The sequence below is a fragment of the Thermomonas hydrothermalis genome, from assembly GCF_900129205.1.
GTDB lineage: Bacteria > Pseudomonadota > Gammaproteobacteria > Xanthomonadales > Xanthomonadaceae > Thermomonas > Thermomonas hydrothermalis.
In genome coordinates, this window is the sequence record NZ_FQUK01000005.1 from 1 (window position 1) to 25,519 (window position 25,519).

At 66.8% G+C, this 25,519-nt stretch carries 27 protein-coding genes, 2 tRNA genes and 1 pseudogene; 12 read left to right on the plus strand and 18 right to left on the minus strand.

Annotated elements, in window-relative coordinates; genetic code table 11:
• A partial coding sequence (locus BUA29_RS02090) for a transposase (RefSeq protein WP_143148772.1) occupies positions 1-300 on the plus strand: 300 nt, incomplete at its 5' end.
• 30 nt (positions 301-330) lie between these two features.
• On the opposite strand, the pseudogene BUA29_RS02095 reads toward BUA29_RS02090, so the two are convergent.
• A pseudogene (locus BUA29_RS02095) lies at positions 331-882 on the minus strand (cyclic nucleotide-binding domain-containing protein); the annotation flags it as partial.
• Positions 883-1,052: 170 nt separating this feature from the next.
• On the opposite strand from BUA29_RS02095, the gene speD reads away from it, so the two are divergent.
• Entirely contained in the window at positions 1,053-1,844 is a 792-nt protein-coding gene (gene speD / locus BUA29_RS02100) for an adenosylmethionine decarboxylase (RefSeq protein ID WP_072755060.1), read from the plus strand.
• A 79-nt stretch (positions 1,845-1,923) separates the two neighbouring features.
• On the opposite strand, the gene coq7 is transcribed toward speD, so the two are convergent.
• On the minus strand, positions 1,924-2,568 hold the full coding sequence (coq7, locus tag BUA29_RS02105) for a 2-polyprenyl-3-methyl-6-methoxy-1,4-benzoquinone monooxygenase (RefSeq protein ID WP_072754982.1): 645 nt from the start codon (positions 2,566-2,568) through the stop codon (positions 1,924-1,926).
• Positions 2,569-2,758: 190 nt separating this feature from the next.
• On the opposite strand from coq7, the gene rplM reads away from it, so the two are divergent.
• From rplM to BUA29_RS02120, 3 genes are all read left to right on the plus strand, one after another.
• A complete protein-coding gene (rplM, locus tag BUA29_RS02110; RefSeq protein ID WP_072754983.1) occupies positions 2,759-3,187 on the plus strand; it encodes a 50S ribosomal protein L13 in 429 nt (142 codons plus the stop codon).
• A gap of 12 nt (positions 3,188-3,199) precedes the next feature.
• Positions 3,200-3,592 carry a 30S ribosomal protein S9 gene (rpsI, locus tag BUA29_RS02115; protein ID WP_072754984.1) on the plus strand — a complete coding sequence of 131 codons (393 nt, stop codon included), beginning with the start codon at positions 3,200-3,202 and terminating at the stop codon, positions 3,590-3,592.
• A gap of 69 nt (positions 3,593-3,661) precedes the next feature.
• Positions 3,662-3,736: transfer RNA gene (locus tag BUA29_RS02120), tRNA-Gln, on the plus strand.
• A 78-nt stretch (positions 3,737-3,814) separates the two neighbouring features.
• Here BUA29_RS02120 and rpe read toward each other — a convergent pair.
• Together rpe and BUA29_RS02130 are read right to left on the minus strand one after the other, a co-directional pair.
• Positions 3,815-4,492, minus strand: a complete 678-nt coding sequence (gene rpe, locus BUA29_RS02125; RefSeq protein WP_425443761.1) for a ribulose-phosphate 3-epimerase — start codon at positions 4,490-4,492, stop codon at positions 3,815-3,817.
• Entirely contained in the window at positions 4,489-4,878 is a 390-nt protein-coding gene (locus BUA29_RS02130; RefSeq protein WP_072754986.1) for a DnaJ domain-containing protein, read from the minus strand. Before BUA29_RS02130 ends, rpe begins: the two co-directional genes overlap by 4 nt.
• Before the next feature lie 67 nt (positions 4,879-4,945).
• On the opposite strand from BUA29_RS02130, the gene BUA29_RS02135 reads away from it, so the two are divergent.
• Entirely contained in the window at positions 4,946-5,842 is an 897-nt protein-coding gene (locus tag BUA29_RS02135; RefSeq protein WP_072754987.1) for a phosphoribosylaminoimidazolesuccinocarboxamide synthase, read from the plus strand.
• Positions 5,843-5,852: 10 nt separating this feature from the next.
• On the opposite strand, the gene nhaA is transcribed toward BUA29_RS02135, so the two are convergent.
• The 3 genes from nhaA to hppD all read right to left on the minus strand — a co-directional run bounded on the left by nhaA (position 5,853) and on the right by hppD (position 9,607).
• The gene (gene nhaA / locus BUA29_RS02140) at positions 5,853-7,055 is read right to left on the minus strand and encodes a Na+/H+ antiporter NhaA (RefSeq protein WP_072754988.1); all 1,203 of its coding nucleotides are present in this window, start codon (positions 7,053-7,055) and stop codon (positions 5,853-5,855) included.
• 118 nt (positions 7,056-7,173) lie between these two features.
• Complete coding sequence (gene hmgA / locus BUA29_RS02145) at positions 7,174-8,469, minus strand: homogentisate 1,2-dioxygenase (RefSeq protein WP_072754989.1); 1,296 nt, start codon at positions 8,467-8,469, stop codon at positions 7,174-7,176.
• Positions 8,470-8,521: 52 nt separating this feature from the next.
• A complete protein-coding gene (gene hppD / locus BUA29_RS02150; RefSeq protein ID WP_072754990.1) occupies positions 8,522-9,607 on the minus strand; it encodes a 4-hydroxyphenylpyruvate dioxygenase in 1,086 nt (361 codons plus the stop codon).
• A 68-nt stretch (positions 9,608-9,675) separates the two neighbouring features.
• Between hppD and BUA29_RS02155 the strand changes: the two genes are divergently transcribed.
• Positions 9,676-10,164, plus strand: coding sequence for a MarR family winged helix-turn-helix transcriptional regulator (locus BUA29_RS02155; RefSeq protein WP_072754991.1), 489 nt, complete (start codon positions 9,676-9,678; stop codon positions 10,162-10,164).
• A 72-nt stretch (positions 10,165-10,236) separates the two neighbouring features.
• Here the strand turns inward: BUA29_RS02155 and BUA29_RS02160 are convergent, their stop codons facing one another.
• A complete protein-coding gene (locus tag BUA29_RS02160; protein ID WP_072754992.1) occupies positions 10,237-11,736 on the minus strand; it encodes a peptide MFS transporter in 1,500 nt (499 codons plus the stop codon).
• A gap of 186 nt (positions 11,737-11,922) precedes the next feature.
• Positions 11,923-12,819 carry a tryptophan 2,3-dioxygenase gene (locus tag BUA29_RS02165; RefSeq protein ID WP_072754993.1) on the minus strand — a complete coding sequence of 299 codons (897 nt, stop codon included), beginning with the start codon at positions 12,817-12,819 and terminating at the stop codon, positions 11,923-11,925.
• Between the two features lie 131 nt (positions 12,820-12,950).
• Here BUA29_RS02165 and pdhA point away from each other — a divergent pair, with 131 nt between their 5' ends.
• From pdhA to BUA29_RS02180, 3 genes are read left to right on the plus strand one after another with little or no spacing between them, the layout of a single operon-like run.
• Entirely contained in the window at positions 12,951-14,027 is a 1,077-nt protein-coding gene (gene pdhA / locus BUA29_RS02170) for a pyruvate dehydrogenase (acetyl-transferring) E1 component subunit alpha (RefSeq protein ID WP_072754994.1), read from the plus strand.
• Positions 14,024-15,010: an alpha-ketoacid dehydrogenase subunit beta gene (locus tag BUA29_RS02175; RefSeq protein ID WP_072754995.1), complete on the plus strand. Its 987-nt coding sequence runs from the start codon at positions 14,024-14,026 to the stop codon at positions 15,008-15,010. Before pdhA ends, BUA29_RS02175 begins: the two co-directional genes overlap by 4 nt.
• 10 nt (positions 15,011-15,020) lie before the next feature.
• The gene (locus BUA29_RS02180) at positions 15,021-16,352 is read left to right on the plus strand and encodes a dihydrolipoamide acetyltransferase family protein (RefSeq protein WP_072754996.1); all 1,332 of its coding nucleotides are present in this window, start codon (positions 15,021-15,023) and stop codon (positions 16,350-16,352) included.
• A 62-nt stretch (positions 16,353-16,414) separates the two neighbouring features.
• On the opposite strand, the gene BUA29_RS02185 is transcribed toward BUA29_RS02180, so the two are convergent.
• From BUA29_RS02185 to BUA29_RS02225, 9 genes are all read right to left on the minus strand, one after another.
• Positions 16,415-17,731, minus strand: a complete 1,317-nt coding sequence (locus BUA29_RS02185; RefSeq protein ID WP_072755061.1) for a tryptophan--tRNA ligase — start codon at positions 17,729-17,731, stop codon at positions 16,415-16,417.
• Positions 17,732-17,844: 113 nt separating this feature from the next.
• Positions 17,845-17,976 (minus strand): entericidin A/B family lipoprotein, encoded by a 132-nt coding sequence (locus BUA29_RS02190; protein ID WP_072754997.1) that lies wholly within the window; start codon positions 17,974-17,976, stop codon positions 17,845-17,847.
• A gap of 122 nt (positions 17,977-18,098) precedes the next feature.
• Positions 18,099-19,022 (minus strand): arginase, encoded by a 924-nt coding sequence (gene rocF / locus BUA29_RS02195; protein WP_072754998.1) that lies wholly within the window; start codon positions 19,020-19,022, stop codon positions 18,099-18,101.
• 213 nt (positions 19,023-19,235) lie between these two features.
• Positions 19,236-19,311: transfer RNA gene (locus tag BUA29_RS02200), tRNA-Thr, on the minus strand.
• Between the two features lie 20 nt (positions 19,312-19,331).
• The gene (locus tag BUA29_RS02205) at positions 19,332-20,003 is read right to left on the minus strand and encodes an SPOR domain-containing protein (protein WP_072754999.1); all 672 of its coding nucleotides are present in this window, start codon (positions 20,001-20,003) and stop codon (positions 19,332-19,334) included.
• 9 nt (positions 20,004-20,012) lie between these two features.
• The gene (locus tag BUA29_RS02210; protein WP_072755000.1) at positions 20,013-20,732 is read right to left on the minus strand and encodes a type III pantothenate kinase; all 720 of its coding nucleotides are present in this window, start codon (positions 20,730-20,732) and stop codon (positions 20,013-20,015) included.
• On the minus strand, positions 20,729-21,715 hold the full coding sequence (gene birA, locus BUA29_RS02215) for a bifunctional biotin--[acetyl-CoA-carboxylase] ligase/biotin operon repressor BirA (protein ID WP_245770478.1): 987 nt from the start codon (positions 21,713-21,715) through the stop codon (positions 20,729-20,731). Before birA ends, BUA29_RS02210 begins: the two co-directional genes overlap by 4 nt.
• Positions 21,712-22,335: a glycerol-3-phosphate 1-O-acyltransferase PlsY gene (plsY, locus tag BUA29_RS02220; RefSeq protein ID WP_178137882.1), complete on the minus strand. Its 624-nt coding sequence runs from the start codon at positions 22,333-22,335 to the stop codon at positions 21,712-21,714. Before plsY ends, birA begins: the two co-directional genes overlap by 4 nt.
• An 82-nt stretch (positions 22,336-22,417) precedes the next feature.
• Positions 22,418-24,277: a DegV family protein gene (locus tag BUA29_RS02225; RefSeq protein WP_072755002.1), complete on the minus strand. Its 1,860-nt coding sequence runs from the start codon at positions 24,275-24,277 to the stop codon at positions 22,418-22,420.
• 121 nt (positions 24,278-24,398) lie between these two features.
• Here BUA29_RS02225 and BUA29_RS02230 point away from each other — a divergent pair, with 121 nt between their 5' ends.
• Together BUA29_RS02230 and BUA29_RS02235 are read left to right on the plus strand one after the other, a co-directional pair.
• A complete protein-coding gene (locus BUA29_RS02230; RefSeq protein WP_143148773.1) occupies positions 24,399-24,710 on the plus strand; it encodes a hypothetical protein in 312 nt (103 codons plus the stop codon).
• Positions 24,711-24,728: 18 nt separating this feature from the next.
• On the plus strand, positions 24,729-25,481 hold the full coding sequence (locus tag BUA29_RS02235) for a M90 family metallopeptidase (protein ID WP_143148774.1): 753 nt from the start codon (positions 24,729-24,731) through the stop codon (positions 25,479-25,481).
• Positions 25,482-25,519: the final 38 nt, after the last annotated feature.

Consider the following 25,519-nt stretch of genomic DNA (forward strand, 5'->3'; position numbering starts at 1 on the left):
CGCCCCACCGCCGAACCGCTGCTCCGAAAGTGGGTCTCTTGGGCACGACGGTGTCGGCTGACGCCCTTCAAGAAGCTCGGTGCCACCATCCGCGACCACCTCACCGGCATCCTGCGGCATTTCGACACCGGCCTGTCCAACGGCCAGGTCGAGGCCTTCAACGCCCAGATCCAGGCCGCCAAGGCCCGCGCCAAGGGCTATCGCACTGACGCCAACCTGATCGCCATCAGCTACCTGCTGTGCGCCAAGCTCAGGCATCTACCCCGTCACCCTTGGCTCCATGCTCCCCATCAGACATGAACCGTTTCCACTGGAATCGCGATTGAGCCAAATCCGCAACTGGGTTCCCAGCGGATGGCTGAGGGCGTCAGGTTCGCGAGCCAGATCGAACAGGGTGCGGTAAATCCGGTCGGCCACATCCAGAAACGCCAGCCGACCGGCCTTGCGGCTGGTGTCCAGTAGACGCTGGCTGATCTGCGCGCCGATCGAATAGAGCAGGCGGGTGGCATCATTGGCCTGTGCCGCCAGCAAGGCCTGCAGACGCTCATGGCTGATTTCGGCCAGCTCGCAGACGGTGCGGGTCCGCAGCGCGACGCCGCGCTGATCGCTGTGCACGAACAGCCCCATCTCGCCAACGAACTGGCCCGGGCCGATATACCCCAACACCAGCTCCCGACCATCGTCCTCGCAGGCGATGATGCTGACCGAGCCAGAGATGATGTAGTACAGCGTGCCGGCCGGATCGCCGGGATGGAACACATCCGTCCGCGCCGGGTATTTGCGGCGGTGGCAGTTGGCAATGAACCGCTCGATGGTGCCCGCATCGGCCAGCAACGGGCTGTCCGCGGGCGCCTTGGCGGGCTGGGGAAACGTCGTGCTCATTGCGGTGGGTCGCCTGTGAATGCGCAAGCTTAGGCACAACCGTCGCCAGCAAGCAAATGCCAGGCCGCCTCAGCGCCGGCCATGCCCCGGCCTGCCACCCCCCGCAGGCGGCAGGTTTGCCGCATAATGATGGACTTGTACCGTTTTCCCACCTGCCGGATGCAACTGCCGTGGTCAAGCCGCTGCCGCGCCTGAAGCTTCAGGGCTTCAACAACCTCACCAAGTCGCTGTCCTTCAACATCTACGACGTGTGCTACGCCGCGTCCGAGGACGAGCGCAGGCGCTACATCGAGTACATCGACGAGGAATACAACGCCGATCGCCTCACCCAGATCCTCACCGACGTGGCGGAGATCATCGGCGCCAACATCCTCAACATCGCCCGCCAGGACTACGACCCGCAGGGCGCCTCGGTGACCATCCTGATCTCCGAACAGCCGGTGATCGACAAGGCCGACGCCAAGGGCGTGATCTCCGACGCCGTGGTCGCGCACCTGGACAAGTCGCACATCACCGTGCACACCTACCCGGAAACCCATCCGGACAACGGCATCGCCACCTTCCGCGCCGATATCGACGTCTCCACCTGCGGCGTGATCTCGCCGCTGAAGGCGCTCAACTACCTGATCGAGAGCTTCGAGTCCGACATCGTGATCATGGATTACCGGGTGCGCGGTTTTACTCGCGACATCAAGGGCCGCAAGCACTACATCGACCACAAGATCAACTCGATCCAGGATTACCTGGCCAAGAACGTGCGCTCCCGCTACGAGATGCTGGACGTCAACGTCTACCAGGAGAACATCTTCCACACCAAGATGCACCTGAAAGACTTCGACCTCGACCAGTACCTGTTCGAAGAGAAGGCACGCAATCTGTCATTCAAGGAGCGCATGAAGATCGAGGCGCGCCTCAAGCGCGAGATCGAGGAGCTCTACCACGGCCGCAACCTGATCGATTGACGGCAGCCTTTCACCTGCGCCATCGCGGAAAACGCCGGCCTCAAGGCCGGCGTTTTCCTGTACCACCCCGTCCAACCCTTCAGATGCGGTAGGCCACCGCCTTCATCAATCGGGACGTCGCCGCCATCAGTGCAGGAATCGGCGGCGGCAGCCGTCGCGCCCCGGCCTTGCGGGCGTGCTCGGCATGACGCGCTTCGTCCTGCTTCATCACCGTAAGGATCGCCCGACTGCGGGCATCGGCAGCCGGCAGCGTGGCCAGATGCTCCTCCAGATGCGCCTCGACTTGGCGCTCGGTTTCCACCACGAAGCCCAAGTTCCAGCCGTCGCCACGCAACCCGGCCGCCGCACCGATCAACCAGCTGCCCGCATACCACAGGGGATTGAGCAGACTCGGACGGCTGTCCAGCTCGCGCAGCCGGTCGGCGCACCAGGCCAGATGGTCGGTTTCTTCCTGCGCCGCCGCCAGCAGGTGGTCGCGGGTGGCCGGATCGCGCGCCACCGCGGCCTGACCGACATACAATGCCTGGGCACAGACCTCACCGGTGTGATTGATCCGCATCAGGCCGGCCGCATGGCGGCGCTCAGGCGGATCCAGCACCACCTCGGGCTCGGCCAGCCCGGGATTGCAGCGCGCGGCGCGCGGGCGGCCCAGCAACGTGACCAGCGCATTCTGGGCCGAGTCCAACAGCCGGTCCAAGGGGTCGAGATGGCGGATCGCAGTCATGCCACGATTCTAGCCGTGCCGCCCCGGCCGTAGGGGCCGGTTGCACCGACGCTGCTGCCAGGCTAAACTTCCGCTTCTTTCGCGCCAGGGCAGGTTTACTCTGCCGGCACGAAATCGACAACGCGAGGCGACGTTCGGGGGTGCGCCACCGAACCAGCCCGACCAGGCACCCCTGATCAAAGAGCTCCCCATGAAAACTTTCATCGCCAAGAACGAGACCGTCCAGCGCGACTGGTACGTCGTCGATGCCACGGGCAAGACCCTGGGCCGTCTGGCCGCTGCCCTGGCCTATCGGCTGCGCGGCAAGCACAAGCCGACCTACACCCCACACGTCGACACCGGCGACTATCTGGTCGTGATCAATGCCGACAAGATCGTCGTCACCGGCAAGAAGCTGCAGGACAAGCTGTACCATCGCTTCACCGGCTATGTCGGCAACCTCAAGACCGAGACCCTGGCGCAGGCGCTGGAGCGCCACCCTGAGCGCGTGATCGAAATCGCGGTCAAGGGCATGCTGCCCAAGGGTCCGCTGGGGCGCGCCATGTACCGCAAGCTCAAGGTCTATGCTGGCTCGGAGCATCCGCACGCCGCCCAGCAGCCGCAGCCGCTCGACATCTAAGGTCCGATCATCATGGCTATCACTCAGAATTACGGCACCGGCCGCCGCAAGTCCTCCGTCGCCCGCGTGTTCCTGCGCAAGGGCAGCGGCAACATCACCATCAATGACCGTCCGCTGGATCAGTTCTTCGGCCGCGAAACCGCGCGCATGATCGTGCGCCAGCCGCTGGAACTGACCAAGACCACCGACAAGTTCGACGTGGTGGTCACCGCCAGCGGTGGCGGCACCACTGGTCAGGCCGGCGCGATCCGCCTCGGCATCGCCCGTGCGCTGGTGGAGTACGACCCCTCGCTGAAGGCCGAGCTGCGCAAGGCCGGCTTCATGACGCGCGACGCCCGTGAGGTCGAGCGTAAGAAGGTGGGTCTGCACAAGGCCCGTCGCGCCACCCAGTACTCCAAGCGCTAAACCGGCGTTCACCGCCCGCTGGCGGGATTGCACCAGCGGGTGGTTTTGGTTTTACAATTCGCATCCCACAGCCCCGTCGCCAAGTGGTAAGGCACCTGACTCTGACTCAGGCATTCGGTGGTTCGAATCCATCCGGGGCTGCCATCTTCGACAACCACGCCCGCCATTCGGCGGGCGTTGTTTTTTCGCCAGGCTGCCGCGCCAGCGCCTGGCTCACTGGCATCAACGCACGCGCGCGATCTCCTGCCGCATCCGGCTGATCACCGCCGCATAGTCGGGCTGGCCGAAGATGGCGCTGCCGGCCACGAAGGTGTCGGCGCCGGCCTGGGCGATTTCGGCGATGTTGTCGGGCTTGACCCCACCGTCGATCTCCAGGCGGATCGGTTTACCGCAGGCATCGATCATCGCCCGCACCCGGCGCAGCTTGTCCAGCGTGGCCGGAATGAACGCCTGCCCGCCAAAGCCAGGGTTGACCGACATCAACAGCACCAGGTCGAGCTCGTCCAGCACCCACTCCAGCACCTCCACCGGCGTGGCCGGGTTGAGCACCAGCCCGGCCTGACAGCCATGCGCTTTGATCAGCTGCAAGGTGCGATGCACGTGCCGGCTGGCTTCCGGATGAAAACTGATCAGGCTGGCACCGGCCTTGGCGAAATCCGGCACCAGCCGATCCACTGGCTCCACCATCAAGTGAACGTCGATGGGGGCACGGATGCCATGACCGCGCAGCGCCTCGCACACCATCGGGCCGATGGTCAGATTGGGCACGTAATGGTTGTCCATCACGTCGAAATGCACCCAATCGGCACCGGCCGCGAGTACGCGCTCAACGTCTTCACCCAGCCTGGCGAAGTTGGCGGACAGGATCGACGGTGCGATGACGGCAGGCTGCATGCTCATTTCTTTTTCTTCCGGAGGGTCTGGATGCGGTCATAGGCCGCGTTGATCTCGCGCGACTTGCGTTCCGCCAGCGCCTGCAACTCTGGCGCCGCCCCGACCAATCGGTCCGGGTGGTACTGGCTGATCAGCTTGCGGTAAGCGCGATCGATTTCATCCGCACTGGCCTGCTCGGTCAGGCCCAACACCTGGTAGGCCCAATCGGTCTGGTCATCCTCGTGCGGCGGCGGTTGCGCCCGCCGCGCCGATGGCCGGTGCCGACGCGGGCTGGAAAAGGCGTCGTGATCGAACAGATATCCGATCAACAGCCCGATGAAGCCTCCCACCGGATGGCGCAGCAGCAGCCAGCCCGCGATGAAGCCGAAAAATTGCCCGTACCAGCGTCGCATCCCGCCAGTGTACAGCGAGGCGGCGTTCGGCCCTTACACTATGCACCCCGTCACCACGTGCCCGCCTATGTCCACCACCCTGCTGCACGCCGATCTGCCCGGCCTGAACCTGATCCACCGCGGCAAGGTGCGCGATGTGTTCGATCTCGGCGACGGCCATTTGCTGATGGTGGCAACCGACCGCCTCTCCGCGTTCGACGTGGTGCTGCCCGACCCGATTCCCGGCAAGGGTGAGATGCTCTGCCAGATCAGCAACTTCTGGTTCGACAAGACCGCCCACATCATTGCTAACCACCTGACCGGCATTGATGTCACCAGCGTGCTGCCGGCCGGCGTGGACGCGACGCTGTACGCCAAGCGCGCGGTGGTGACGAAGAAGCTCACGCCGGTGCCGGTGGAGTGCATCGCGCGCGGCTACCTGATCGGCAGCGGCTGGAAGGATTATCAGCGCACTGGCGCCGTCAGCGGCATCGCCCTGCCACCGGGACTGCAACTGGCGCAGCAACTGCCCGAACCCATCTTCACCCCATCCACCAAGGCCGCGGTCGGCGACCACGATGAGAACATCGACTTCGCCACCGTCATCGACATGCTGGGGCGCGAACGCGCCGAGCAGATCCGCACCGCCACCCTGGCGATCTACGCCTTCGCCCGCGACTATGCCGCACAGCGCGGCATCATCCTCGCCGACACCAAGTTCGAGTTCGGCACCGACGCCGACGGCAAGCTCTACGTGATGGACGAGATGCTGACCCCGGACTCCAGCCGCTACTGGCCGGCCGAGCAGTACGCCGTCGGCATCAGCCCGCCCAGCTACGACAAGCAGTTCGTGCGCGACTATCTGGAAACGCTGGACTGGGACAAGACGCCACCCGGCCCGCACCTGCCCGCCGAGGTCATCGCCAAGACCCGCGCCAAGTACGCCGAAGCATTGGAGCGTCTGGCCGGTCTCCGGATCGACTGACCCCGCTCGCTCAACGGGCCCGTGGCAGCGTCAGCGCCAGCCACAGCAACCCGACCGAGGCCGCAGTCACCGATGCGCCAAGGACGCCGAGCACGCTCTCGGCGTACAGCACGCCTTGGGTACCGAACGCCAGCGAGGCAATGAACAGGCTCATGGTGAAGCCGATCCCGCACAGCAGGCCCAACCCGATCATCGCGCGCAGATCCATCCCGTCCGGGAACCGCGCCAGACCCAGCCCCCGCATCAGCAGCGCCGCCGTCACGATTCCAATCGGCTTACCCAACACCAATCCCAGACCGATACCGGCCGGCAACGGTGCCAGCAGATCGCCTGCGTGCAGCCCGACCAGCGACAGCCCGGCATTGGCGAATGCAAACAACGGCAGGATCGCGTAGGCCACCCATGGGTGCAAGGCATGCTCCAACGTTTCCAGCGGCGAATGCTCGATGGCGTCGTCGATGGCGTTCTTGCGATCGTAATGGGGAATCATCAGGCCGGTGACCACGCCGGCCAGGGTGGCGTGCACCCCGGACTGCAGCACCAGCACCCACAACACGCCCCCAAGCAGCAGATAGGGCGCAAGATGCGTCACCTGACGCCGGTTGAGCCACCCCATCAGTGCGACCACGCCCGCCGATGCCGCCAGTGCCCACCACTGCAGGCCTTCCGAATAGAACAGCGCGATGATCAGGATCGCAATCAGATCATCCGCGACCGCGATGGTGGACAGCAGCAGCTTCATCCCCAGCGGCACCCGCGACCCCAGCAAGGCCAGCACACCCAGCGCAAAGGCGATGTCGGTGGCGGTGGGCACCGCCCAGCCGCGCATGGCGCTGGCGTCGCCATGGTTCATCCAGGTGTACAGCAGGGCTGGCACGGCCACCCCGGCGGCGGCGCAGACCACCGGCAACACCAGCTGGGCGCGGCTGGAGAGCTGCCCGGACACGACTTCCCGTTTGATTTCCAGCGACACCAGCAGGAAGAACACCGCCATCAGGCCGTCGTTGATCCACCAATGCGCCGATTTGGCCCATTCGCCACTGCCCAGCGGGGTATCCCGGGCCAGCTCGTACAGATGCGCCCAGGGCGAATTGGCAGCCAGCATGGCCAACCCTGCGGCCAGGATCAGGATGATGCCGCCGGCCGCTTCCAGCCGGAAAAACTCTGCCAGCGCACGCTGCGCGCGCGCCAGTACCTTAATCCGCGTATTCATGCGGCCAGTATACCCGCGGCCTCACCGCCACCCGACGGCATCACCACCGCCCGTTGCGCGCCTCTGCATAACGCTTAAGGCGCTGCCTGACCACAGGCGCACCTGTGGTGAAGCACCTTCAGGGCTGGAAATGCTTGCGCAAACCAGCCCAGCACGTCGGGTAATCGTGCTGACGATGGGCTGCCGCCAGCGCCTGTGCGGTGGGCCGGATCACCGCACGGGTTTCGAACATGAAGGCCATGGTGTCTTCGATGTAATCCGGCTTGGATGTGTCGGCCGCGCTGGCCTTCTCGAAGGTGGCGGCGTCCGGGCCATGCCCGGTCATGCAGTTGTGCAGCGAACAGCCGCCCGGCACAAACCCGTCCGCCTTGGCGTCGTACACGCCATGCACCAGCCCCATGAACTCGCTGGCCACGTTGCGATGGAACCACGGCGGCCGGAAGGTGTCGCGCATCGCCAGAATGCGCGGCGGGAAGATCACGAAATCCATGTTGCTGGTGCCGGGCGTATCGCTGGGCGAATGCAGCACCAGGAAAATCGACGGATCGGGATGATCGAAACTGATCGAACCAATCGTGTTGAACCGGCGTAGGTCGTACTTGTAAGGCGTGTAGTTGCCATGCCAACCGACCACGTCCAGCGGCGAGTGGTCGATCGGTGCCCGCCACAGATGCCCCTGAAACTTGGCGATGAGCTCGAAGTTGCCTTCCACGTCTTCGAAAGCCGCATTGGGCGCCAGGAAATCACGCGGATTGGCCAGGCCGTTGCTGCCGATCGGCCCCAGATCCGGCAGGCGCAGCAGGGCGCCGAAGTTCTCGCAGACATAGCCACGCGCGCTGCCGTCCGGCAGGGCCACGCGGAAGCGCACGCCACGTGGAATCACCGCGATCTCCTGCGGTTCCACGTCCAGCACGCCCAGCTCGGTCTCGATGTGCAGCCGGCCCAGCTGCGGCACGATCAGCAGCTCGCCGTCGGCGTCATAGAAGAACCGATCCTGCATGTCACGGTTGGCGGCATACAGGTGGATGGCCACGCCCGTCCCCGCCGCCGGGCCGCCATTGCCGCCCATGGTGAACAGCCCGTCGATGAAATCAGCAGGTGCCTGCGGCAGCGGCAATGGACTCCAGCGCAGCTGTTCCGGCGTCACCGGGCCTTGACCGAAGTCGTTATGGAAGGCCGGCTGGGAAAACGGCTCAAAGCGGCCATGCAGCACCGCGGGGCGGATCCGGTACAGCCAACTGCGCCGGTTGGCATGCCGCGGCGCGGTGAAGGCGGTGCCGGTCAGCTGTTCGGCATACAGGCCGTGCGCCACCCGCTGCGGCGAGTTGCGCCCAACCGGCAAGGTGCCGGGGATGGCTTCCGTGGCGAATTCGTTGCCGAAGCCGGATTGATAACCGTTGCTATGGATCGCCATGGTCTGCTCGCTCTGCAAGCCCGCGCCGGGCGTCGAGTGGAAGTCGCCGCAGTTACAGCACGCCGCGCCGCATCTGGTCGCGCTCGATACTCTCGAACAGGGCCTGGAAGTTGCCCTCGCCGAACCCTTCGTTGCCTTTGCGCTGGATGATCTCGAAGAAGATCGGGCCGAACGCGTTCTGGGTGAAGATCTGCAACAGCTTGCGCTGTTTGGTCTCCGGATCGGCGTCGATCAGGATCTTGTTGCGCGCCAGCCGCGGCACGTCCTCGCCGTGGTTGGGGATCCGCTGGTCGATCACCTCGTAGTAGGTGTCGGGGGTGTCGAGGAACTCGATCCCGGCGTCGCGCATCTGCTCGACGGTGGTGTAGATGTCATCGGTGAACAGGGCGATGTGCTGGATCCCCTCGCCCTTGTATTCCCGCAGGTATTCGTTGATCTGGCTCTTTTCGTCAGACGACTCGTTGAGCGGAATGCGCACCAGGCCATCCGGGGCGGTCATCGCCTTGGACAACAGGCCGGTCTTGACGCCTTTGATGTCGAAGTAGCGGATCTCGCGGAAGTTGAACAGCTTCTCGTAGTACTCCGACCACTTCTGCATGTTGCCCTGATACAGATTGTGGGTGAGGTGGTCAATGAAGGTCAGACCAAAGCCCTTCGGCCACTGGTCAACCCCGGGGATCGGCTCGTAATCGGCGTACAGATCCTCGCGCCCGGCATCCACCAGATACAGCATGCAGTCGCCGATGCCCTTGATCGCCGGCGTGTCCACCGCGCCGGTGTCCGGCTTGTGATCGACCTTGGCACCGCCATTGGCCAGCACGTGTGCCAGCACCTCGGTGGTGGGCCGGGTGAAGCGGATGGCAAAGCCGCAGGCGGACGGGCCGTGCTGGGCAGCGAAATCCGCCGCAAACGAGTCCGGGGATTCGTTGAGCAGGAAGTTGATCCCGCCCTGACGGAACAGGGTGATCGGCCGCGCCTTGTGTCGGGCCACCGCGGTGAACCCCAGCTTCTCCAGGTAATCGCGCATGCGCGGCCCCTGGCCGGCCGGCGCGGCAAACTCGACGAACTCGAACCCGTGGATGCCCATCGGGTTTTCGAACGTGGTCGGCTGCATGCCAACATTCGGTTGCGCATTCATGGGCGGATCCTCATCTGGCGGAAACCGGATTATAGTTTCACCAGAAACCATCTCAAGTGGCAACCGTCATGCCTGACCATGCCCGGCTCGTCCTCGAACGCTTCCTGCCGTACCGGCTGAGCGTGCTCACCAACCGCATCAGCAGCGCGATCGCGCGCGAGTACTCGCGCCGCTTTGATCTCAGCGTCAATGAATGGCGGGTCATGGCCGTGCTGGGGCCGCATCCGGGGCTGTCGGCCAACCAGGTGGCCCAGCGCACGGCGATGGACAAGGTCGCGGTCAGCCGCGCCGTGGCACGGCTGCAGGCGAGCGGTCGGCTGCAGCGCCACACCGATCCCGGCGATCTCCGACGCTCGATCCTGCACCTGACCGACGCCGGTTACGCGGTGTACGACCAGATCGTCCCGTTGGCACTGGGGTTTGAACGTCAGGTGCTGGACGGGCTTCCGGCCGAGGAACGGGACGCGCTCTTCCGGCTGCTGGATCGTCTCGACGAGCTGGAGCTGCGCGCGGAAGCCACATCGGCACCGACAGCCGCGAAAAAACCCACTGCCTGAAACGCACACGGCGGCCCGAAGGCCGCCGTGCGGAACTGCCGGACGCCGCGTCACGCGACGCGGCGATCGGCATTACTTCACCCCATGCATCCAGCGCTGGATCAGCGGGGCGATCAAAAACAGCAGCACACCGGCGCCCACCAACGCATAGAAGCCGAAGGTGTAGCCGGCGTGCGCCGATTCCACGGTCATCCCGGTCTCGCCGCTGACCTCGGCGGCAAAAATGCCCGCCAGGTTGTTGCCGATGGCGGTGGACAAAAACCACCCGCCCATCGCCAGGCCCACCACTTTCGATGGCGCCAGCTTGGTCACCATCGACAGCCCGATCGGTGACAGACACAGCTCACCGGCGGTCTGGATCACATAGACCATGAACAACGTCCAGAACGGAATCTTGTGGGTCTGCGGATCCACCAGGCTGGATAGGGCAAACATCAGCAGCAGGAATGCCAGGCCATTGAGGATCAGACCCAAGCCAAACTTGCGCGGAATCGACGGGTTGGCACGTCCCAGCCGCATCCACAGCCAGGCAAACACCGGCGCCAGCACCAGGATGGCGATCGGATTGACCGACTGGAACCAGCCGACCTGGAACTCAAACCCGCCCAGGTTGCGATCGACGATCTGCTGGGCCAGGAAGTTGAACGAGCTGCCGGCCTGCTCGAAGAACATCCAGAACAGCACGTTGAACGCGAAGATGATCAGCATCGCCAGCGCGCGATCACGGCTGACGCTGCCCTCGCGCATGCCCTCGACCAGCACCATCACGCACAGGCCGACAAACAGCGCCGCCAGGATCCAGCCCACGTAGGTGGCGTTGATCGACATCAGCAGATAGATCACCGGAATCGCCGCAGCCACACCTGCCACGACCGCGGCCACACGCCCCAGGCCTTCCGCACCCGCCGGCGGACGCCCGACCTCGCCAAGCTGCCGGCGTCCGAACCAGAACCACAGAGTCGAGATCAGCATGCCGATCCCGGCGGCCATGAACACCGCCTTGTAGGCCGGCATGCCCGGGTTGCCCAGGCGATCGGCGAGGATGCCGGTGATGATCGGTGCGACGAACGCGCCGGCATTGATGCCCATGTAGAAGATGGTGAAGCCAGAGTCGCGGCGGGCATCCCCCTGCGCATACAGCTGCCCCACCTGGGCCGAGATGTTGGGCTTGAACAGACCGTTGCCGACGATGATGGTGGCAAGGCCAAGCAGGAACATCGACTGCTCGGGCACCATGATCAGGAAATAGCCGAGCGCCGATACCACTGCCCCCAGCAGAATGGAGCGCTGATAGCCGATCACCCGGTCAGCAATGAACCCACCGAAGATCGCCGTGGCATAGACCAGCGCCAGGAAAGCGCCGTAGATGCGGCTGGCCGGGGCCTGGCCTTCACCCGCACCGCCATAGAACTGGGCGACGACATACAGCGTCAGCGCCCAGCGCATTCCGTAGAACGCAAAGCGCTCCCAGAACTCGGTCATGAACAGCATCCACAGCGGCCGCGGGTGTCCGAGCAGCTGCGGGAATTCCGGCGGCTTCACCGGGGTGGTCGTGTCTGCGGCTCCGCTCATGCGGTGTCCCCCTCATTGACATGGATTGGACTGTTGGAATCGGCTCCGCGCAGGACCTGCGCGAAACCGGGCGAGCATGGCCGAGCCGGGCGGCCAACGTCAAATCCCCCACCCGCCGACCGGCACCATGCCCCCCCTTTCTGCACCAGCACGGTCAACCGCACGCGGCAGGCAGCCCGCCGTGCGTCACAGCTGCGGGCCTGCCGGCACCAGGCCGATGCGGGTGCGCACCTCGAACAACTCGGGGAAAAAGCTCAGCTCCAACGCACGCTTGAGGAAGGCCACGCCGCTGGAACCGCCGGTGCCGCGCTTGAAGCCGATGATCCGCATCACCGTACGCATATGGCGGAACCGCCACAGCTGGAACTGGGTTTCCAGATCGACCAGATCCTCGCACAGCTGGTATTCGCGCCAGTACCGTTCGGTGTCGGCATAGATCCGCTCGAACACCGGCAGCAGCTCCGGGTCCAGCACATGCGGCTGGCTCCAGTCGCGCACCAGATGCCCATCCGGCACCGCATGCCCCCAGCGCGCCAGATAGCGCAGGAACTCGTCATACAGGCTGGGCGCGCGCAACACCGCCTCCAGCGCCGCCTGACCGGCCGGGTCATGGGCAAACACTTTGAGCATCTCGGCGTTCTTGTTGCCCAGCAAAAACTCCAGCGTGCGGTACTGCAACGACTGAAACCCGGACGCCGGCCCCAGCACGTCGCGGAACTCCATGTACTCCGCTGGCGTCAGCGTTTCCAGCACCGACCACTGGGCCGTGAGCTGGTCAAATACCCGCTTGCACCGTGCAGCCACTTTGTTGAAGCGCCAGACGCGATCGTTGCGCAGATACATCTGCGCCGCTTGCAGCTCGTGGATCAACAGCTTCAACCACAGCTCGCTGGTCTGATGCTGGATGATGAACAGCATCTCGTCGTGATGCGGTGGGTCGGATAGCGGATGCTGGGCCGACAGCAGGCGATCCAGCTGCAGATAGCCACCATAGGTGACGCGACCGGCCAGATCGGTGTGGATGCCGGTTTCCAGGGCGCGCCGGTTGCCGCCCGCGGAGTCGGAGTCGTGTGGGTTGCTCATCGTGCGATTGTCGCATGCCCGGCAGAGCAGACATCTGCCGCGCCGCCATCCAGCGATGCCGCAGCGCGCAACAGGCTGTCATCACCTGCCGGGTATCATAGAGCAATCGCTCCACTTCCCCCAGGGTGACCATGACCACGGCGGCACACTTCGACATCGACTATCTGCAGTACCTGCGCCCCGACGGCAGCCTGGCCGAACCACTGCCGCCGGCAGTGTCCGATCCGGCCATGCTGGTTCCGCTGTTCAAGCAGATGCTGTTCGTACGCACCTTCGACGGCAAGGCGATCGCCCTGCAGCGCACCGGCAAGCTGGGCACCTACGCCTCCTGCCTGGGCCATGAGGCCACCCACGTCGGGATCGGCGCATCGATGCGGCCGGAAGACGTGTTTGCACCCAGCTACCGCGAATACGGCGCACAGTTCATGCGTGGCCTGCGCCCGCGCGAGGTGCTGATGTATTGGGGCGGTGACGAGCGCGGCAACCTGCTCACCGGCGCCCCGGCACACGACTACCCCTGGTGCGTGCCGATCTCCACCCAATGCCTGATGGCGGCCGGTGCGGCGCTGAGCTTCAAGCTGCGCGACCAGGCGCGGATCGCGGTGGCCTGCTGCGGCGATGGCGGTTCATCGAAGGCCGACTTCTACGCGGCGGTGAACTCCGCTGGTGCCTACACCCTGCCGCTGGTGCTGTGCGTGGTCAATAACGGCTGGGCGATCAGCGTGCCACGCAAGGCCCAGACCGGCGCACAGACGCTGGCGCAAAAAGGCCTGGCCGGCGGCCTGCACTGCCTGCAGGCGGATGGCAACGACCTGATCGCAGTGCTGGAAGCGATGCGTCGCGCCACCGAGCGCGCACGCAATGGCGAAGGCGGCAGCGTGATCGAATTCCTCACCTATCGCCTGCACGACCACACCACCGCCGATGACGCCCGCCGCTACCGCAGCGAGGAGGAAGTCAAAGCCGCCTGGCAGAAGGAACCGTTTTTGCGCCTGCGCAGCTTCCTGACCCAGGAAGGTCTGTGGGACGAGGCGCAGGAAAACGCCTGGGTCGAGGAGTGCAGCAAGCGCGTGGACGAAGAAATCAACGCCTATCTGGAGACACCGGTACAGCCGGTGGAAGCGATGTTCGACTACCTGTACGCCGACATGCCGGCCGACCTGCTGGCACAACGCGCCGCCGCCCTGGCGCAGGAGGGCCGCGCATGAGCGCCCAGCCCATCACCCTCATCGAGGCGATCACCCAGGCACTGGCCTACGAAATGCGGCACGACCCGTCGGTGGTGGTGCTGGGTGAGGACGTCGGCGTCAACGGCGGCGTGTTCCGCGCCACCGCGGGCCTGCAGCAGCAGTTCGGCGACCAGCGCGTGCTGGACACGCCGCTGGATGAAACCACCATCGCCGGCCTGACCGTCGGCATGGCCTCGCAGGGGATGAAGCCGGTGGCGGAAGCCCAGTTCGACGGCTTCGTCTATCCGATGGTCGATTTCATCGTCTGTCACGCCGCGCGCATGCGCTACCGCACCCGCGGCCGCCTGAGCTGCCCGATGGTGCTGCGCGTGCCCTGGGGTGGCGGCATCCGCGCTCCAGAACACCACAGCGAGGCCAACGAGGCGATCTTCACCAACGTGCCGGGCCTGCGCGTGGTGATGCCCAGCTCCCCGCAGCGCGCCTATGGCCTGCTGCTGGCCGCGATCCGCGACCCGGATCCAGTGATCTACATGGAGCCCAAACGGATCTACCGCCAATACAAGGAGCTGGTGCCAGACGACGGCCAGGCGCTGCCGCTGGACGTGTGCTACGTGCTGCGCGATGGCCACGACATCACCCTGGTGACCTGGGGCGCACAGGTGAAGGAAACCCTGGAAGCCGCCGACAAGCTGGCCGCTGAGGGCATCAGCGCGGAAGTCATCGACGTGGCCACGCTCAAGCCGCTGGACTTTGCCACCATCGCCGAATCAGTGGCCAAGACCGGCCGCTGTGTGATCGTGCATGAAGCTGCCAAGACGGCGGGCTTCGGCGCCGAGGTGGCCGCCCGCATTGCCGAGGAATGCCTGTTCGACCTGCTGGCGCCGGTCGAACGCGTGACCGGTTACGACACCCACATCCCGCTGTTCCGCCTGGAAATGAAGTACCTGCCTAGCGTGGACAAGATCGTTGCCGCCGCCAAGCGCGCGCTGGCCTATTCGTGAAGGACGCCCCATGATCAAGAAGTTCCTGCTTCCCGACCTCGGTGAAGGCCTGCCCGATGCCACCATCGTCGAGTGGTACGTCAAGGAAGGCGACACCATCCTGCTGGATCAGAACCTGGTGTCGATGGAGACCGCCAAGGCGGTGGTGGACGTGCCCTCGCCGGTGTCCGGCAAGGTGCTGAAGCTGGCCGGCGGCCCAGGCGACGTGATCGCCACCGGCGCTCTGCTGGCCGAGTTCGAAATCGACCCTAATCTGCCGCAGCGCGCCGAAGGCCAGGACACCGGCCATCACCACGGCCCGACCCACGCCGCACCAGCCGCGCCCGCAGCGCCGGCAGCCACCGCGAAGGCGGAGCCCGAAGACGCCGGCACCGTGGTCGGTGCCATGCAGGTGGGCAATACGGTGGTTCAGGAAGCCGCGATCGCGGTGGGCGGTGTCAAAGCGGTGCCAGCGGTGCGCGCCATGGCACGCAAGCTGGGCGTGGATCTCACCCGCGTGCGTCCCAGCGGCCCGGACGGCACGGTGACCATGGACGACGTCAAGCGCGCCGCCGCCGATGGCTCGGCCAAGCTCGGTGCGACGCCTGCGTCGGCACCTGCGGCAACACCCGCACCAGCCCCGGTGGCCGCCGCCCCGGCGCAACGCAGCCCGCTGTCGCAATCCGGCAAGCCGATGCGCACCCAACCGCCAGGTGTCACCGCGGCTGGCCAGCCCGAACAGCTCAAAGGCGTGCGCCGCAACATGGCCCGGGTGATGGCCGACGCCCATGCCAAGGTGGTGCCGACCACGCTGGTGGACGACGCCGACTTGCACGCCTGGATCGGCAAGCAGGACATCACCGCGCGCCTGGTGCGGGCGATCGTGGCCGCCTGCAAGGCGGTGCCGGCGCTCAACGCCTGGTTCGACGGCGAGGCGCTCACTCGCACCCTGCACCCGCACGTGGACATCGGCATCGCGGTGGACACCGACGACGGCCTGTTCGTGCCCGCCCTGCGCAACGCCGACATGCTGGATGCGCGCGGTATCCGCGAAGGCATCAACCGGCTGCGCGCACAGGTGGAAAGCCGCACCATCCCGGCCAGCGAACTGACCGGCTACACCATTTCGCTATCCAACTTCGGGATGTTTGCCGGCCGTTACGCCACGCCTGTGGTGGTGCCGCCGTGCGTGGCCATCGTCGGTGCCGGCAAGCTGTGTCATGACGTGGTGGCGGTGATCGGCGGCATCGAGGTGCATCGCCGCCTGCCGATCTCGCTGACCTTCGACCACCGCGCCTGCACCGGTGGCGAGGCGGCGCGCTTCCTCAAAGCATTGCTGGACGATCTGGCGCTGCCGCAGTAACCCTTACGGCCGCCATCCCGGAGGCAAGATCACGCGGCGGGGAGCAAACCCGCCGCGATTCTTTACGCCTTGTTGCCTTCCATTGCCGCCGCGACGAACGCCGCCAGCGCCGCATTGACTTCGTCGGCGCTCACACCCTCGCCCAGCACGAAGTCACTGCCGGGTTCGCCCAGCTCGCCCTGCTTGAGCGCGGCCAGCCGCTGACCGGCATCGCGTGGCGAATCGAACCCGATGCTCTGCAGCAGCACGCGGTCGCCCTGCACCAGCTTGAAGTAGAACTTGCCATCGGCCTCGCGGTACTGCTTGAACACCGGCGTTTCCTGCGCCGACTTGCGCGCCCGCGCATCCGCGCTCGCCACCGTCACCTTGGACAGGTCGCGCAGCCCCACCGCATCGCGCAGGCGTGCCATCATCGGGATGGCATAGGCCTGGCGCAGGCGCGCCGCCCCTTCGCGCAATCGCGCCTCGATCTGGTCCGGCCGCGCCAGCAGGGCCTGGTAGCGCTCGCGCAAGGGGGCGATTTCGGCGTCGATCCGCTCGAATAGCGCCTGCTTGGCATCGCCCCAGGCGATGCCGTCGGCAAATGCACGCGCGAAGGCCTCGGTTTCCTGCCGAGAGGCAAACGCCTGGTAGAGCTGGAAGATCGCCGACCCCTCGGTGGCCTTGGGCGCACCGGGCGGGGTGGAGTCGGTGACGATGCTGAAGATCAGTTTTTTCAGCTCGTCACGCGGGGCAAACAGCGGGATGGTGTTGCCATAACTCTTGCTCATCTTGCGCCCGTCCAGCCCGGGCAGGGTGGCCACCTGGGCGTCCACCACGGCCTCCGGCAACACGAAATAGTCGCCGCCATAGACGTGGTTGAAGCGCTGGCCGAAGTCGCGCGCCATTTCGATGTGCTGGATCTGATCGCGTCCCACCGGCACCTTGTCGGCGTTGAAGAGCAGGATGTCGGCCGCCATCAGCACCGGATACATGAACAATCCGGCGGTGATGCCGGCATCGTCGTCCTCGCCTTCGGCGCGGTTCTTGTCCACTGCCGCCTTGTAGGCATGAGCGCGGTTGAGGATGCCCTTGCTGGCCACACAGGTCAGCAACCAGGTCAGCTCGGGGATTTCTGGAATGTCGGACTGCCGGTAGAACCAGACCCGCTGCGGGTCCAGCCCGCAGGCCAGCCACGCCGCCGCGATCTCCAGCGTGCTGCGCTGGGTACGGGCCGGATCCTGGGCCTTGATCAGGCTGTGGTAGTCGGCCAGGAAATAGAAGCTTTCGACATCGGGGGCCTGGGCCGCAGCGATAGCCGGGCGAATCGCGCCGACATAGTTGCCCAGGTGCGGGGTGCCGGAGGTGGTGATGCCGGTGAGGACGCGGATCTTGCTCATGCGATGGCGCGGGCAGCGCAAACGAAAACGGGCCTGCATTCTACCCGGCAGGCTGCATTTGCTTGCCCGGTGGCGGGGCCGGCGGGTGCCGACCCCTGCCGAACAGTGACCGCTTACTTGCCAGCGCGCTCGATCGCCTCGCCTGCTTTCTTCACGTCCTTGCCGACACCTTCGATGGTGTTGCAGGCGCTAAGCGCGCACAGGCACACGAGAACGGTGAGCATCAGTTTGCCAATACGGAGCATCGAACATCCTCCTGTGATGAAATGACGGCGCAGCTTAGGTGCTGCCCAGCCCTGCGCGCAACGGCCGGGCTGGCTTGCCGGCAAGGGAGCGCCACGGCCGCACAACCTGGCCTGAACCGCGCTCAATCGCGCATCAGGGTGGACTTGCCGAACAGGCTTTCCACCAGGTCCACCGCGAGCTTGGCGGTCATATTGCGGCGGTCCAACGCGGGATTCACTTCCACCACGTCTAGCGAGCCGAGGCGGCCAGTGTCGGCCACCATTTCCATGATCAGCTGCGCCTCGCGGTAGTTGACGCCGCCCGGTACCCGGGTGCCCGTCCCGGGGGCAATGGCCGGGTCCAGCATGTCCACGTCGAAACTGACGTGCAGATGGGTGGCCTCATCGACCCCCTCCAGCACTTCTTCCATGGTCTGGCGCATCCCGACCTCGTCGATATAGCGCATGTCGTAGATGTCCAGACCGTATTCCTTGACCAGCCGCTTCTCGCCCGGATCCACCGAACGGATGCCGATCTGGCGCACCTGCTCCGGGGTGATCGCCGGCGCTTCGCCGCCCAGCCGGGTCAGCGCGTCGGGGCCTAAGCCGCACAGGCAGGCCACCGGCATGCCGTGGATGTTGCCGCTGGGGGTGATCTCACGGGTATTGAAGTCGGCATGAGCATCCAGCCACAGCACCCGCAGCTTCTTGCCGGCCTTGCGGCAGTGCGCGGCCACCGCCGCGATGGAGCCGATCGCCAGGCAGTGGTCACCCCCCAGCAGGATCGGCATCCGCCCCTGCGCCAGCACGTCACGGCTGCGTTGGTACACGGCCTGGTTCCAGGCCACCACTTCGTCGAGATGACGGTAGCCATCCACCGGCGGGCTGAGCGGATTGCGCGGGCCGGACAGATCCCCCAGATCCTCGACATCCACCCCCCGCGCCGACAGCGCCTCCACCAGCCCGGCCACCCGCAATGCCTCCGGGCCCATCGATGCGCCTCGACGCGACGCGCCAATATCGGTGGGCACGCCAAACACAGACACGGGTGGATAGCGACGGGTCATGCGGCCTCCTGTGGGATACACCCCCCGCCCAGGCATGGACAGGGGCAACGACAAAAACGCCTCTGATTGCATCAGAGGGGGTTCCGGCCACGCATGGCCGGCCATGTACCGATCACACACACGATGGCGACGTGTGCAACCGACAGGCCCTTAAGGCAATGCCGCCCTGCCCTGCATCGGCACGGAAGCGGCCGCTGTCAGGCATGCCTGGTGTGGTGCCGCTTGTCCGAATCGAACGGACGACCTGCTGTTTACAAGACAGCTGCTCTACCGACTGAGCTAAAGCGGCGCGACCGAGATTCTAGCAGCCTACCCGCCTGCTGGCCGGCCCTCAGGCAGCTGAGCACAATCCAGTGGCCGGGCAGGCGCAATCAGGGTCAGATGCTCCGGATCGACGCTGTCTGGAAGGCGCGCGTCCAGCCAGCCGGTGGCCGCCGGTTGCACCGGCGCCAGTTGTGCGGACACGCCCAAGGCAGCCAGCGCCTGCAACCGACGCCGCGCCCCGGCCTCGCTGCTGAACCGGCCCAAGGCGATGGCATTGGCGTCTTTGCCCTCGGTCAACACGCGCACATCCCCCACTCCGGCCGCCCGCAGTCGATCGACCAAGGCTTGGGCGGCCTCGCGCGAGGGCTGCGGCGGCAGAAACACCTTCCAGCCACCACGGGCGGGCGCTGGCGTGCCCACCGGCTGCGCCTCGACCCCGAGTGCACGCAAGGCGGTGCGCGCAGTCTGACGCGAGGCAGCATCGGCAAACGGGCCCAGCCGCACACACACCGGTGGCCGATCAGCCTGTCCAGGCAACCCGACCGGCACCGCAGCCGGCGTTTGCGCCGCCGGGGCACTCGGCGTCGCCTCGGACAGCAGACGCAACCCCGGCCCCTCCAGCGCCGGGGGCGGCGGCGGGGGTGGCGCAAAACGCCACCAGAGGGCAGCCCCCAGGTTGAGCAGCACCAGCATGACGATGGCAGCGCGCAGCGGCATGCGGCGAGTTTATGCGATCCTCAGTGCGTGCCAGCGGGCCAGCCCGACCAGCACCGCATCGGCGACCACCACGTGCTCCGGCAGCCATGGCCGCAAGGCCGCAACACCACCACCGTGCACCCGCAGCTGCGGCTGCACGCCCAGTTCGGCACGCGCCGCCTGCAGGCTGTGCTCGATCAATCCCAACGCCGCGCCCAGACAGCCGGACGCCAGTGCATCCTCAGTGGTGTCGGCAAACGGGACGAACCGGCCACCGCTCGGCGGTAGCTGGGTGGCCCGAGCATGCAGGGCCTGCCGCATCAAATCCGGTGCCGGGGCAATGCGGCCGCCACGATGCCGGCCTTCGCCATCGACCAGATCCAGCGTCAGGGCGGTGCCCACGCCCACCAGCAGCATCGGCCGGCCATCGCACTGGCCCAGCATGGCCAGAAAACGGTCCACACCCAGCCGCGCCGGATCGGCATAGGCAATCCGCAACGGCCCGAGCGCCGCTTCGCTGCTGACCTGCACCAGGCACTCGAACCGGGGCAGCAACGCGTCCAGCAGGGCCAGCCGCCGCTCCGGTGCGGCGACGCTGGCGATGCAGGCCAGCTGGCCCTGTGGCAGCGTCTGCAGCCAGGCATCGCCATCGCCATGGGGGGACGCCGTCACCGGGCCGAGCTGGCCGTCGGCCTGCAACGGTGCCCATTTCAGGCGGGTATTGCCGAGATCGAACAGCCAGGTGCTCATGACCGCACACTCACCTCGCCAGCATGCAGCCGACGTTCGCGGCCATCCTCCGCATGAACCCGCAATGCGCCATCTTCGGCAATCCCCAACGCCCTGCCGGGCCAGGTTCCGCTGGCGTCATGCACAGTGATCCGGCGGCCGGCCAGAACATCCAGTGCCGCCTGCCGCGGCAGAAACGGCGCCAGCCCGTCGGCATCGAAGGTCTCCAGCGCCGGCAGCAGACGACGCAGCAGCGCCGCAACCACGGCATTCCGCGACGGCAGCGCCGGATGCAGCGCCGCCAGATCCACCCAAGGCTGGTCGATGGTCGTCGAAATGGCGGCAGGCATGCGCACATTCAGCCCCAGGCCGATCACCGCATAGGCCGCGCCTCCGGCTTCCCCGCCCCCTTCCACCAACAGCCCGCCGAGCTTGCGCAGGCCGCCGTCCTCCCCGGCCACCACCAGGTCATTCGGCCATTTCAGACCCACCTGGGACAGCCCCAGGTCATGCAGCGCGTCGGTCACCGCGATGCCGGCCACCAGGCTCAACCCGCCCAGCCGTGCCAGCCCACCCTCGAAACGCCGCCCCAGCGACAAATAGATGTGCGCCGCCAGCGGCGACGCCCAGGTACGTCCGCGTCGGCCGCGGCCAGCGCTCTGACGCTCGGCCAAGAGCACCGTACACCCTTGTGCCGGCGCCGGCTGACGCAGCAGGCGGGTATTGGTGGAATCGACACTCCAGGCGACTTCCAGCGCGGCCAAGTGCGCCTGGACGGCGGGCGGCAGCGCCGACCGAATGGCATCGGCCTCCAGCAGGTCCAATGGCTGGGCCAGACGGTAGCCACGCCCCGCCGCTGCCGTGACGGCAAGCCCTGCCGCACGCAAGGCCTGGATGCGCTTCCACACTGCCGCACGGGTCAACCCCAGCTCGGCCGCCAGCACATCGCCGCTCACCGGGCCAGCCGCCAGACGGCACACCAAAGCACGCTCGTCGCTGCTCACGCCCGCGTCCACCAGCGATGCAGCAACCGCGCCCGTTCGAAGCGCGACTCGCAGCCGCGCCGCAAGCGCGACAGATTGCTGCGATGCGTGAAGGTCAGAAAGACCGCCAGCCAAAGCGCAAACAGCTGGGGGGCGACACCGGCCCGCTGCCACCAGACCCAGACCGGCAGCGCAAGCGCGGCCAGGACAGTGGCAAGCCCGACATACCCGCTCAAAACCAGCACCAGCAGCCACACCACCAGCAGCGGCAGCACCGCCTGCGGCCACAGCACCAGCAACGCACCGACCGCCGTCGCCGCCCCCTTGCCGCCGCGGAACCCATGCCACAGCGGCCAGACATGCCCCGCCACCGCCAGTGCGGCGGCCGTGTAGGCCCACGCCGGGGCCAACCACAGCGCCAACCACACCGCCAGTGCACCCTTGCCGATATCGATGCTCACCACAGCGAGCGCAAATCGCCACCCCAGGGTGCGCAAGGCATTGGTGCCGCCGGCATTGCCACTGCCATGCTGGCGGATATCGATCCCGCGCAGCCGGCCCAGCAGCAGGCTGCCGGACACCGATCCCAACAGATAGGCCGCCAGCAACACGGCGATGGTGATCATGAGACGTGCATCCATGCGCGGATGATACGCAGGCGCAGGCGCGAACGTGTCCACCCGCATCGGGTGCAGTCCAGGCCCGGACGCCGCACCGGCGCACTCAATCCCGCTGCGCTGGCTGCACCTGCCGGTCATCCTGCACCGGCGCAGGCGCCAGCCCGACCACCAGCGTGCCCGGGCCGGCATGGGCACCGACCGCCGGCCCCACTTCGACCAGATGCGCCGCCTCGATCGCCAACCGCTGCTGCAAGGCCAGCAGCAGACGCTCACCGTCCGCGTGCGCATCGGCATGGCCGACGATCAACCGCCAGCGCAGACCCGTCGGCACCCGCCGCGCCACATAGCGGGCGAACGCCTCCGGCGCGCGCCGACGCGCCAGCAGGCCGCCGGCCACCTGCAATCGGCCCGCCGCATTGACCCGCGCAACCGGGGTCAGCCCGCTCCAGCGCACCAGGGGGCCGGCCCAGCGCGGAATACGCCCGCCGCGAACGGCATGCCGGATGTCGCGCGCCATCGCCCAGGTATGCACCTGCGGCCGCAACGCTTCAATCTCAGCCACGATCATCTCCGCCGAGGCGCCCGCTGCCGCCAGCTCACCCGCCCGCCAGGCCAGCAAGGCCTGCCCGGCGCTGACCTGCCCGCTATCGACGCAGTGCATCGGTCGCGCCTGCCCGCGCGCGGCGGTTTCAGCCGATTGCAACGTGCCCGACAACGGCCGTGACAACCCGACGTAGACACCCGCCGGCTGGTACGCCAGAACATGCTCGAACACCCGCCGGAAATCGCCAGGCGGCGGCTGGCTGGTCAACGGCAACTGCGCTGCACCTGCCATGCGGCGATAGAACTCGGCAGCGGTCAGGCCCAGCCGGTCGAGATAGTCCCGCCCATCCAGGCTGACCCGCACCGGCACCACGTGGATACCAAACGCATCCACCAACGCCGGCGGCAGATCGGCCGCGCTGTCGGTCACGACCGCCACCTGCTGCGGCGATTCGGCGCTGCGCTGCTGCAGCAGCATGTCATCGGCTTTCATCGCATCGACCTGGCCATATCTGGCGCAGATGTCGAACAGGCGCTGCGGCACCCCGGTATGCCCATGCACCCGCACTCGCGTCCGGTTGCCGGCCACCACCAGCGAGTCGATCCCCTCCACCAGCAGGGCTTGCCGCAGTGCCGCAGGGTCAATCGCCTCACCCAGCACCAGGCATTCGGTGCAATAGCGGTACTGCGGGTCGATGTCCTCGTGCACATGGCTCGGCGCCGACCCGGCCCCGGATAGCACCGGCGCTGCCGCCACCCGCCAGGGCAGGTAAGGGCCGGTGCTGGCGTATTCGGCGATCCCTTCCAGCCAGTCCACAAAGCCGCGCGCCCCGGCATCCACCACCCCGGCTTTCTGCAGCGCGGGCAGCTGCCGCGGTGTCTGTGCCAGCGCGATCCGCGCCCGCTGCAAGGCCTGCGCATAGGCCTGGCGCAGATCCTGCCGCTGGCGCGCCACCGCCTCCTCCAGCGCCTCGGCAAAGGCCGCGATCACACTGAGGATGGTGCCTTCCACCGGCTGCGCCAGTGCGGCCCGTGCGCTCTCGGCACCGCCCCGGGCCGCCCGCGCCAGCGCGTGCGCATCCACGGAGGCATGATCGCGCAGCCGGTCTGCCATCCCGGCCAAAAACTGCGCCATGATCGCCCCGGAATTGCCCCGCGCCCCGTCGATGGCGTGGCTGCCGACCCGGGCTAAAAGCTCCCCGGCATGCCGACTACGCTGGGCCAGCGCGCCCTGCAGCACACAGCCAAGTGTGGATGCCAGATTGCTGCCGGTATCGCCATCCGGCACCGGGAACACATTGATGCGGTTGAGCTCGTCACGGGCGGCGATCACCCGGCGAGCGCCGGCGATCAAGGCGCGCCGCAGCGCAGCGGCGGTCAGTCGGGAAGACCCGACCGGTGTCAGTACGGCTTCGGTCATCCTGCAAGTGTGCCGGGCGCTGGCAGCAAATGCCTGCTGCGGTGCAATACCCGCCTCCTGCAACGGCTGCTATAGTCGGCCATTGGCGTGCCCCGATGCCGCCGCCTTCCTGGTGACCGCCATGCGCCTGTTCTCCCCACGTCAGCTGCTGGCCTGTCTGCTCCTGACCGCTGCCGCCGGCCCGGCGCTGGCCGTTGACATGCGTCATCCGACGCCCGACGGCGCGCCCGTCCCCACCGACCCGGCACCGCCTGCCCCAAACGACCGGCTGGACGAGGTCGAGATCGACGGCGCCGCAACCGCGACCACCCATGCCCAACGGGCTGCGCGCAGCAAAACCGCACCCGCGGTCCAGCCGACCCGTCATCCCAGCGGCGACAACCGCATGCTGCCGGCGCGGTTCCACAGCTTTCTGCCGGGCATGTTCCGCTGACGGAGTGGCCGGCACGCCGTGATCTGGCCGTTTTCGCGCCGCCGCACGCCCCCGCCCCCGCTTGATCCGGTCCTGCTTCAGCAGGCCGGCGCACCTCTGCCTTGGTTGCGCCGGCTCGACGCCGCTGACCGCCAGCGCCTGCACACCCTAGCGGCACGCTTCCTCCACGAAAAAACCATCACCCCGGTCCAAGGGCTGCGTCTCAACGACGTCCAGCGGATACGGCTGGCGCTGCTGTGCTGCCTGCCACTCCTCAAATTCGGTGGCGAAGGCCTGTATGGCTGGCATGAGCTGGTGGTGTATCCCGGCGCGTTCCGCGCCCGGCGCAGCCATCTCGATGCCAACGGCATCCTGCACGAAGGCGAGCAGGAACTGATCGGTGAAGCCTGGATGCACGGTCCGCTGATCCTGTCCTGGGCGGATGTGCGCGCCGACATCGCGGCCCCGACCGACGGCTACTGCGTGGTGGCACACGAAATGGCGCACAAACTCGACGCCCTCGATGGCGTCATGGACGGCACGCCACCCCTGCCGCGCGCCTGGCAACGGCAATGGGCTGACGATTTCCAGCGTGCTTACGATGCGCTGTGCGCGCAGGTGGATGCCGGCGACGCATCGCCCATCGACCCCTATGCCAGCGAGTCGCCAGAGGAGTTTTTCGCGGTATGCAGCGAATACCACTTCAGCGACCCGGTCACCCTGCGCCAGGCGATGCCCGCCGTGGCCGACCATCTGGAGCGGTTCTACGGGCCACCGCTGCTGGTCATCTAGGATCAAGCGTGCACAACGCCATCCTGGCGTTGTCAGTC

Bases quoted from the DNA above. Each gene is read 5' to 3' on its own strand.
- coq7 (WP_072754982.1), bottom strand. From the start codon at position 2,568: ATGACTGCGATCCGCCATCTCGACCCCTTGGACCGGCTGTTGGACTCG.
- rplM (WP_072754983.1), top strand. From the start codon at position 2,759: ATGAAAACTTTCATCGCCAAGAACGAGACCGTCCAGCGCGACTGGTAC.
- rpsI (WP_072754984.1), top strand. From the start codon at position 3,200: ATGGCTATCACTCAGAATTACGGCACCGGCCGCCGCAAGTCCTCCGTC.
- rpe (WP_425443761.1), bottom strand. From the start codon at position 4,492: ATGAGCATGCAGCCTGCCGTCATCGCACCGTCGATCCTGTCCGCCAAC.
- BUA29_RS02130 (WP_072754986.1), bottom strand. From the start codon at position 4,878: ATGCGACGCTGGTACGGGCAATTTTTCGGCTTCATCGCGGGCTGGCTG.
- BUA29_RS02135 (WP_072754987.1), top strand. From the start codon at position 4,946: ATGTCCACCACCCTGCTGCACGCCGATCTGCCCGGCCTGAACCTGATC.
- nhaA (WP_072754988.1), bottom strand. From the start codon at position 7,055: ATGAATACGCGGATTAAGGTACTGGCGCGCGCGCAGCGTGCGCTGGCA.
- hmgA (WP_072754989.1), bottom strand. From the start codon at position 8,469: ATGGCGATCCATAGCAACGGTTATCAATCCGGCTTCGGCAACGAATTC.
- hppD (WP_072754990.1), bottom strand. From the start codon at position 9,607: ATGAATGCGCAACCGAATGTTGGCATGCAGCCGACCACGTTCGAAAAC.
- BUA29_RS02155 (WP_072754991.1), top strand. From the start codon at position 9,676: ATGCCTGACCATGCCCGGCTCGTCCTCGAACGCTTCCTGCCGTACCGG.
- BUA29_RS02160 (WP_072754992.1), bottom strand. From the start codon at position 11,736: ATGAGCGGAGCCGCAGACACGACCACCCCGGTGAAGCCGCCGGAATTC.
- BUA29_RS02165 (WP_072754993.1), bottom strand. From the start codon at position 12,819: ATGAGCAACCCACACGACTCCGACTCCGCGGGCGGCAACCGGCGCGCC.
- pdhA (WP_072754994.1), top strand. From the start codon at position 12,951: ATGACCACGGCGGCACACTTCGACATCGACTATCTGCAGTACCTGCGC.
- BUA29_RS02175 (WP_072754995.1), top strand. From the start codon at position 14,024: ATGAGCGCCCAGCCCATCACCCTCATCGAGGCGATCACCCAGGCACTG.
- BUA29_RS02180 (WP_072754996.1), top strand. From the start codon at position 15,021: ATGATCAAGAAGTTCCTGCTTCCCGACCTCGGTGAAGGCCTGCCCGAT.
- BUA29_RS02185 (WP_072755061.1), bottom strand. From the start codon at position 17,731: ATGAGCAAGATCCGCGTCCTCACCGGCATCACCACCTCCGGCACCCCG.
- BUA29_RS02190 (WP_072754997.1), bottom strand. From the start codon at position 17,976: ATGCTCCGTATTGGCAAACTGATGCTCACCGTTCTCGTGTGCCTGTGC.
- rocF (WP_072754998.1), bottom strand. From the start codon at position 19,022: ATGACCCGTCGCTATCCACCCGTGTCTGTGTTTGGCGTGCCCACCGAT.
- BUA29_RS02205 (WP_072754999.1), bottom strand. From the start codon at position 20,003: ATGCCGCTGCGCGCTGCCATCGTCATGCTGGTGCTGCTCAACCTGGGG.
- BUA29_RS02210 (WP_072755000.1), bottom strand. From the start codon at position 20,732: ATGAGCACCTGGCTGTTCGATCTCGGCAATACCCGCCTGAAATGGGCA.
- plsY (WP_178137882.1), bottom strand. From the start codon at position 22,335: ATGGATGCACGTCTCATGATCACCATCGCCGTGTTGCTGGCGGCCTAT.
- BUA29_RS02225 (WP_072755002.1), bottom strand. From the start codon at position 24,277: ATGACCGAAGCCGTACTGACACCGGTCGGGTCTTCCCGACTGACCGCC.
- BUA29_RS02230 (WP_143148773.1), top strand. From the start codon at position 24,399: ATGCGCCTGTTCTCCCCACGTCAGCTGCTGGCCTGTCTGCTCCTGACC.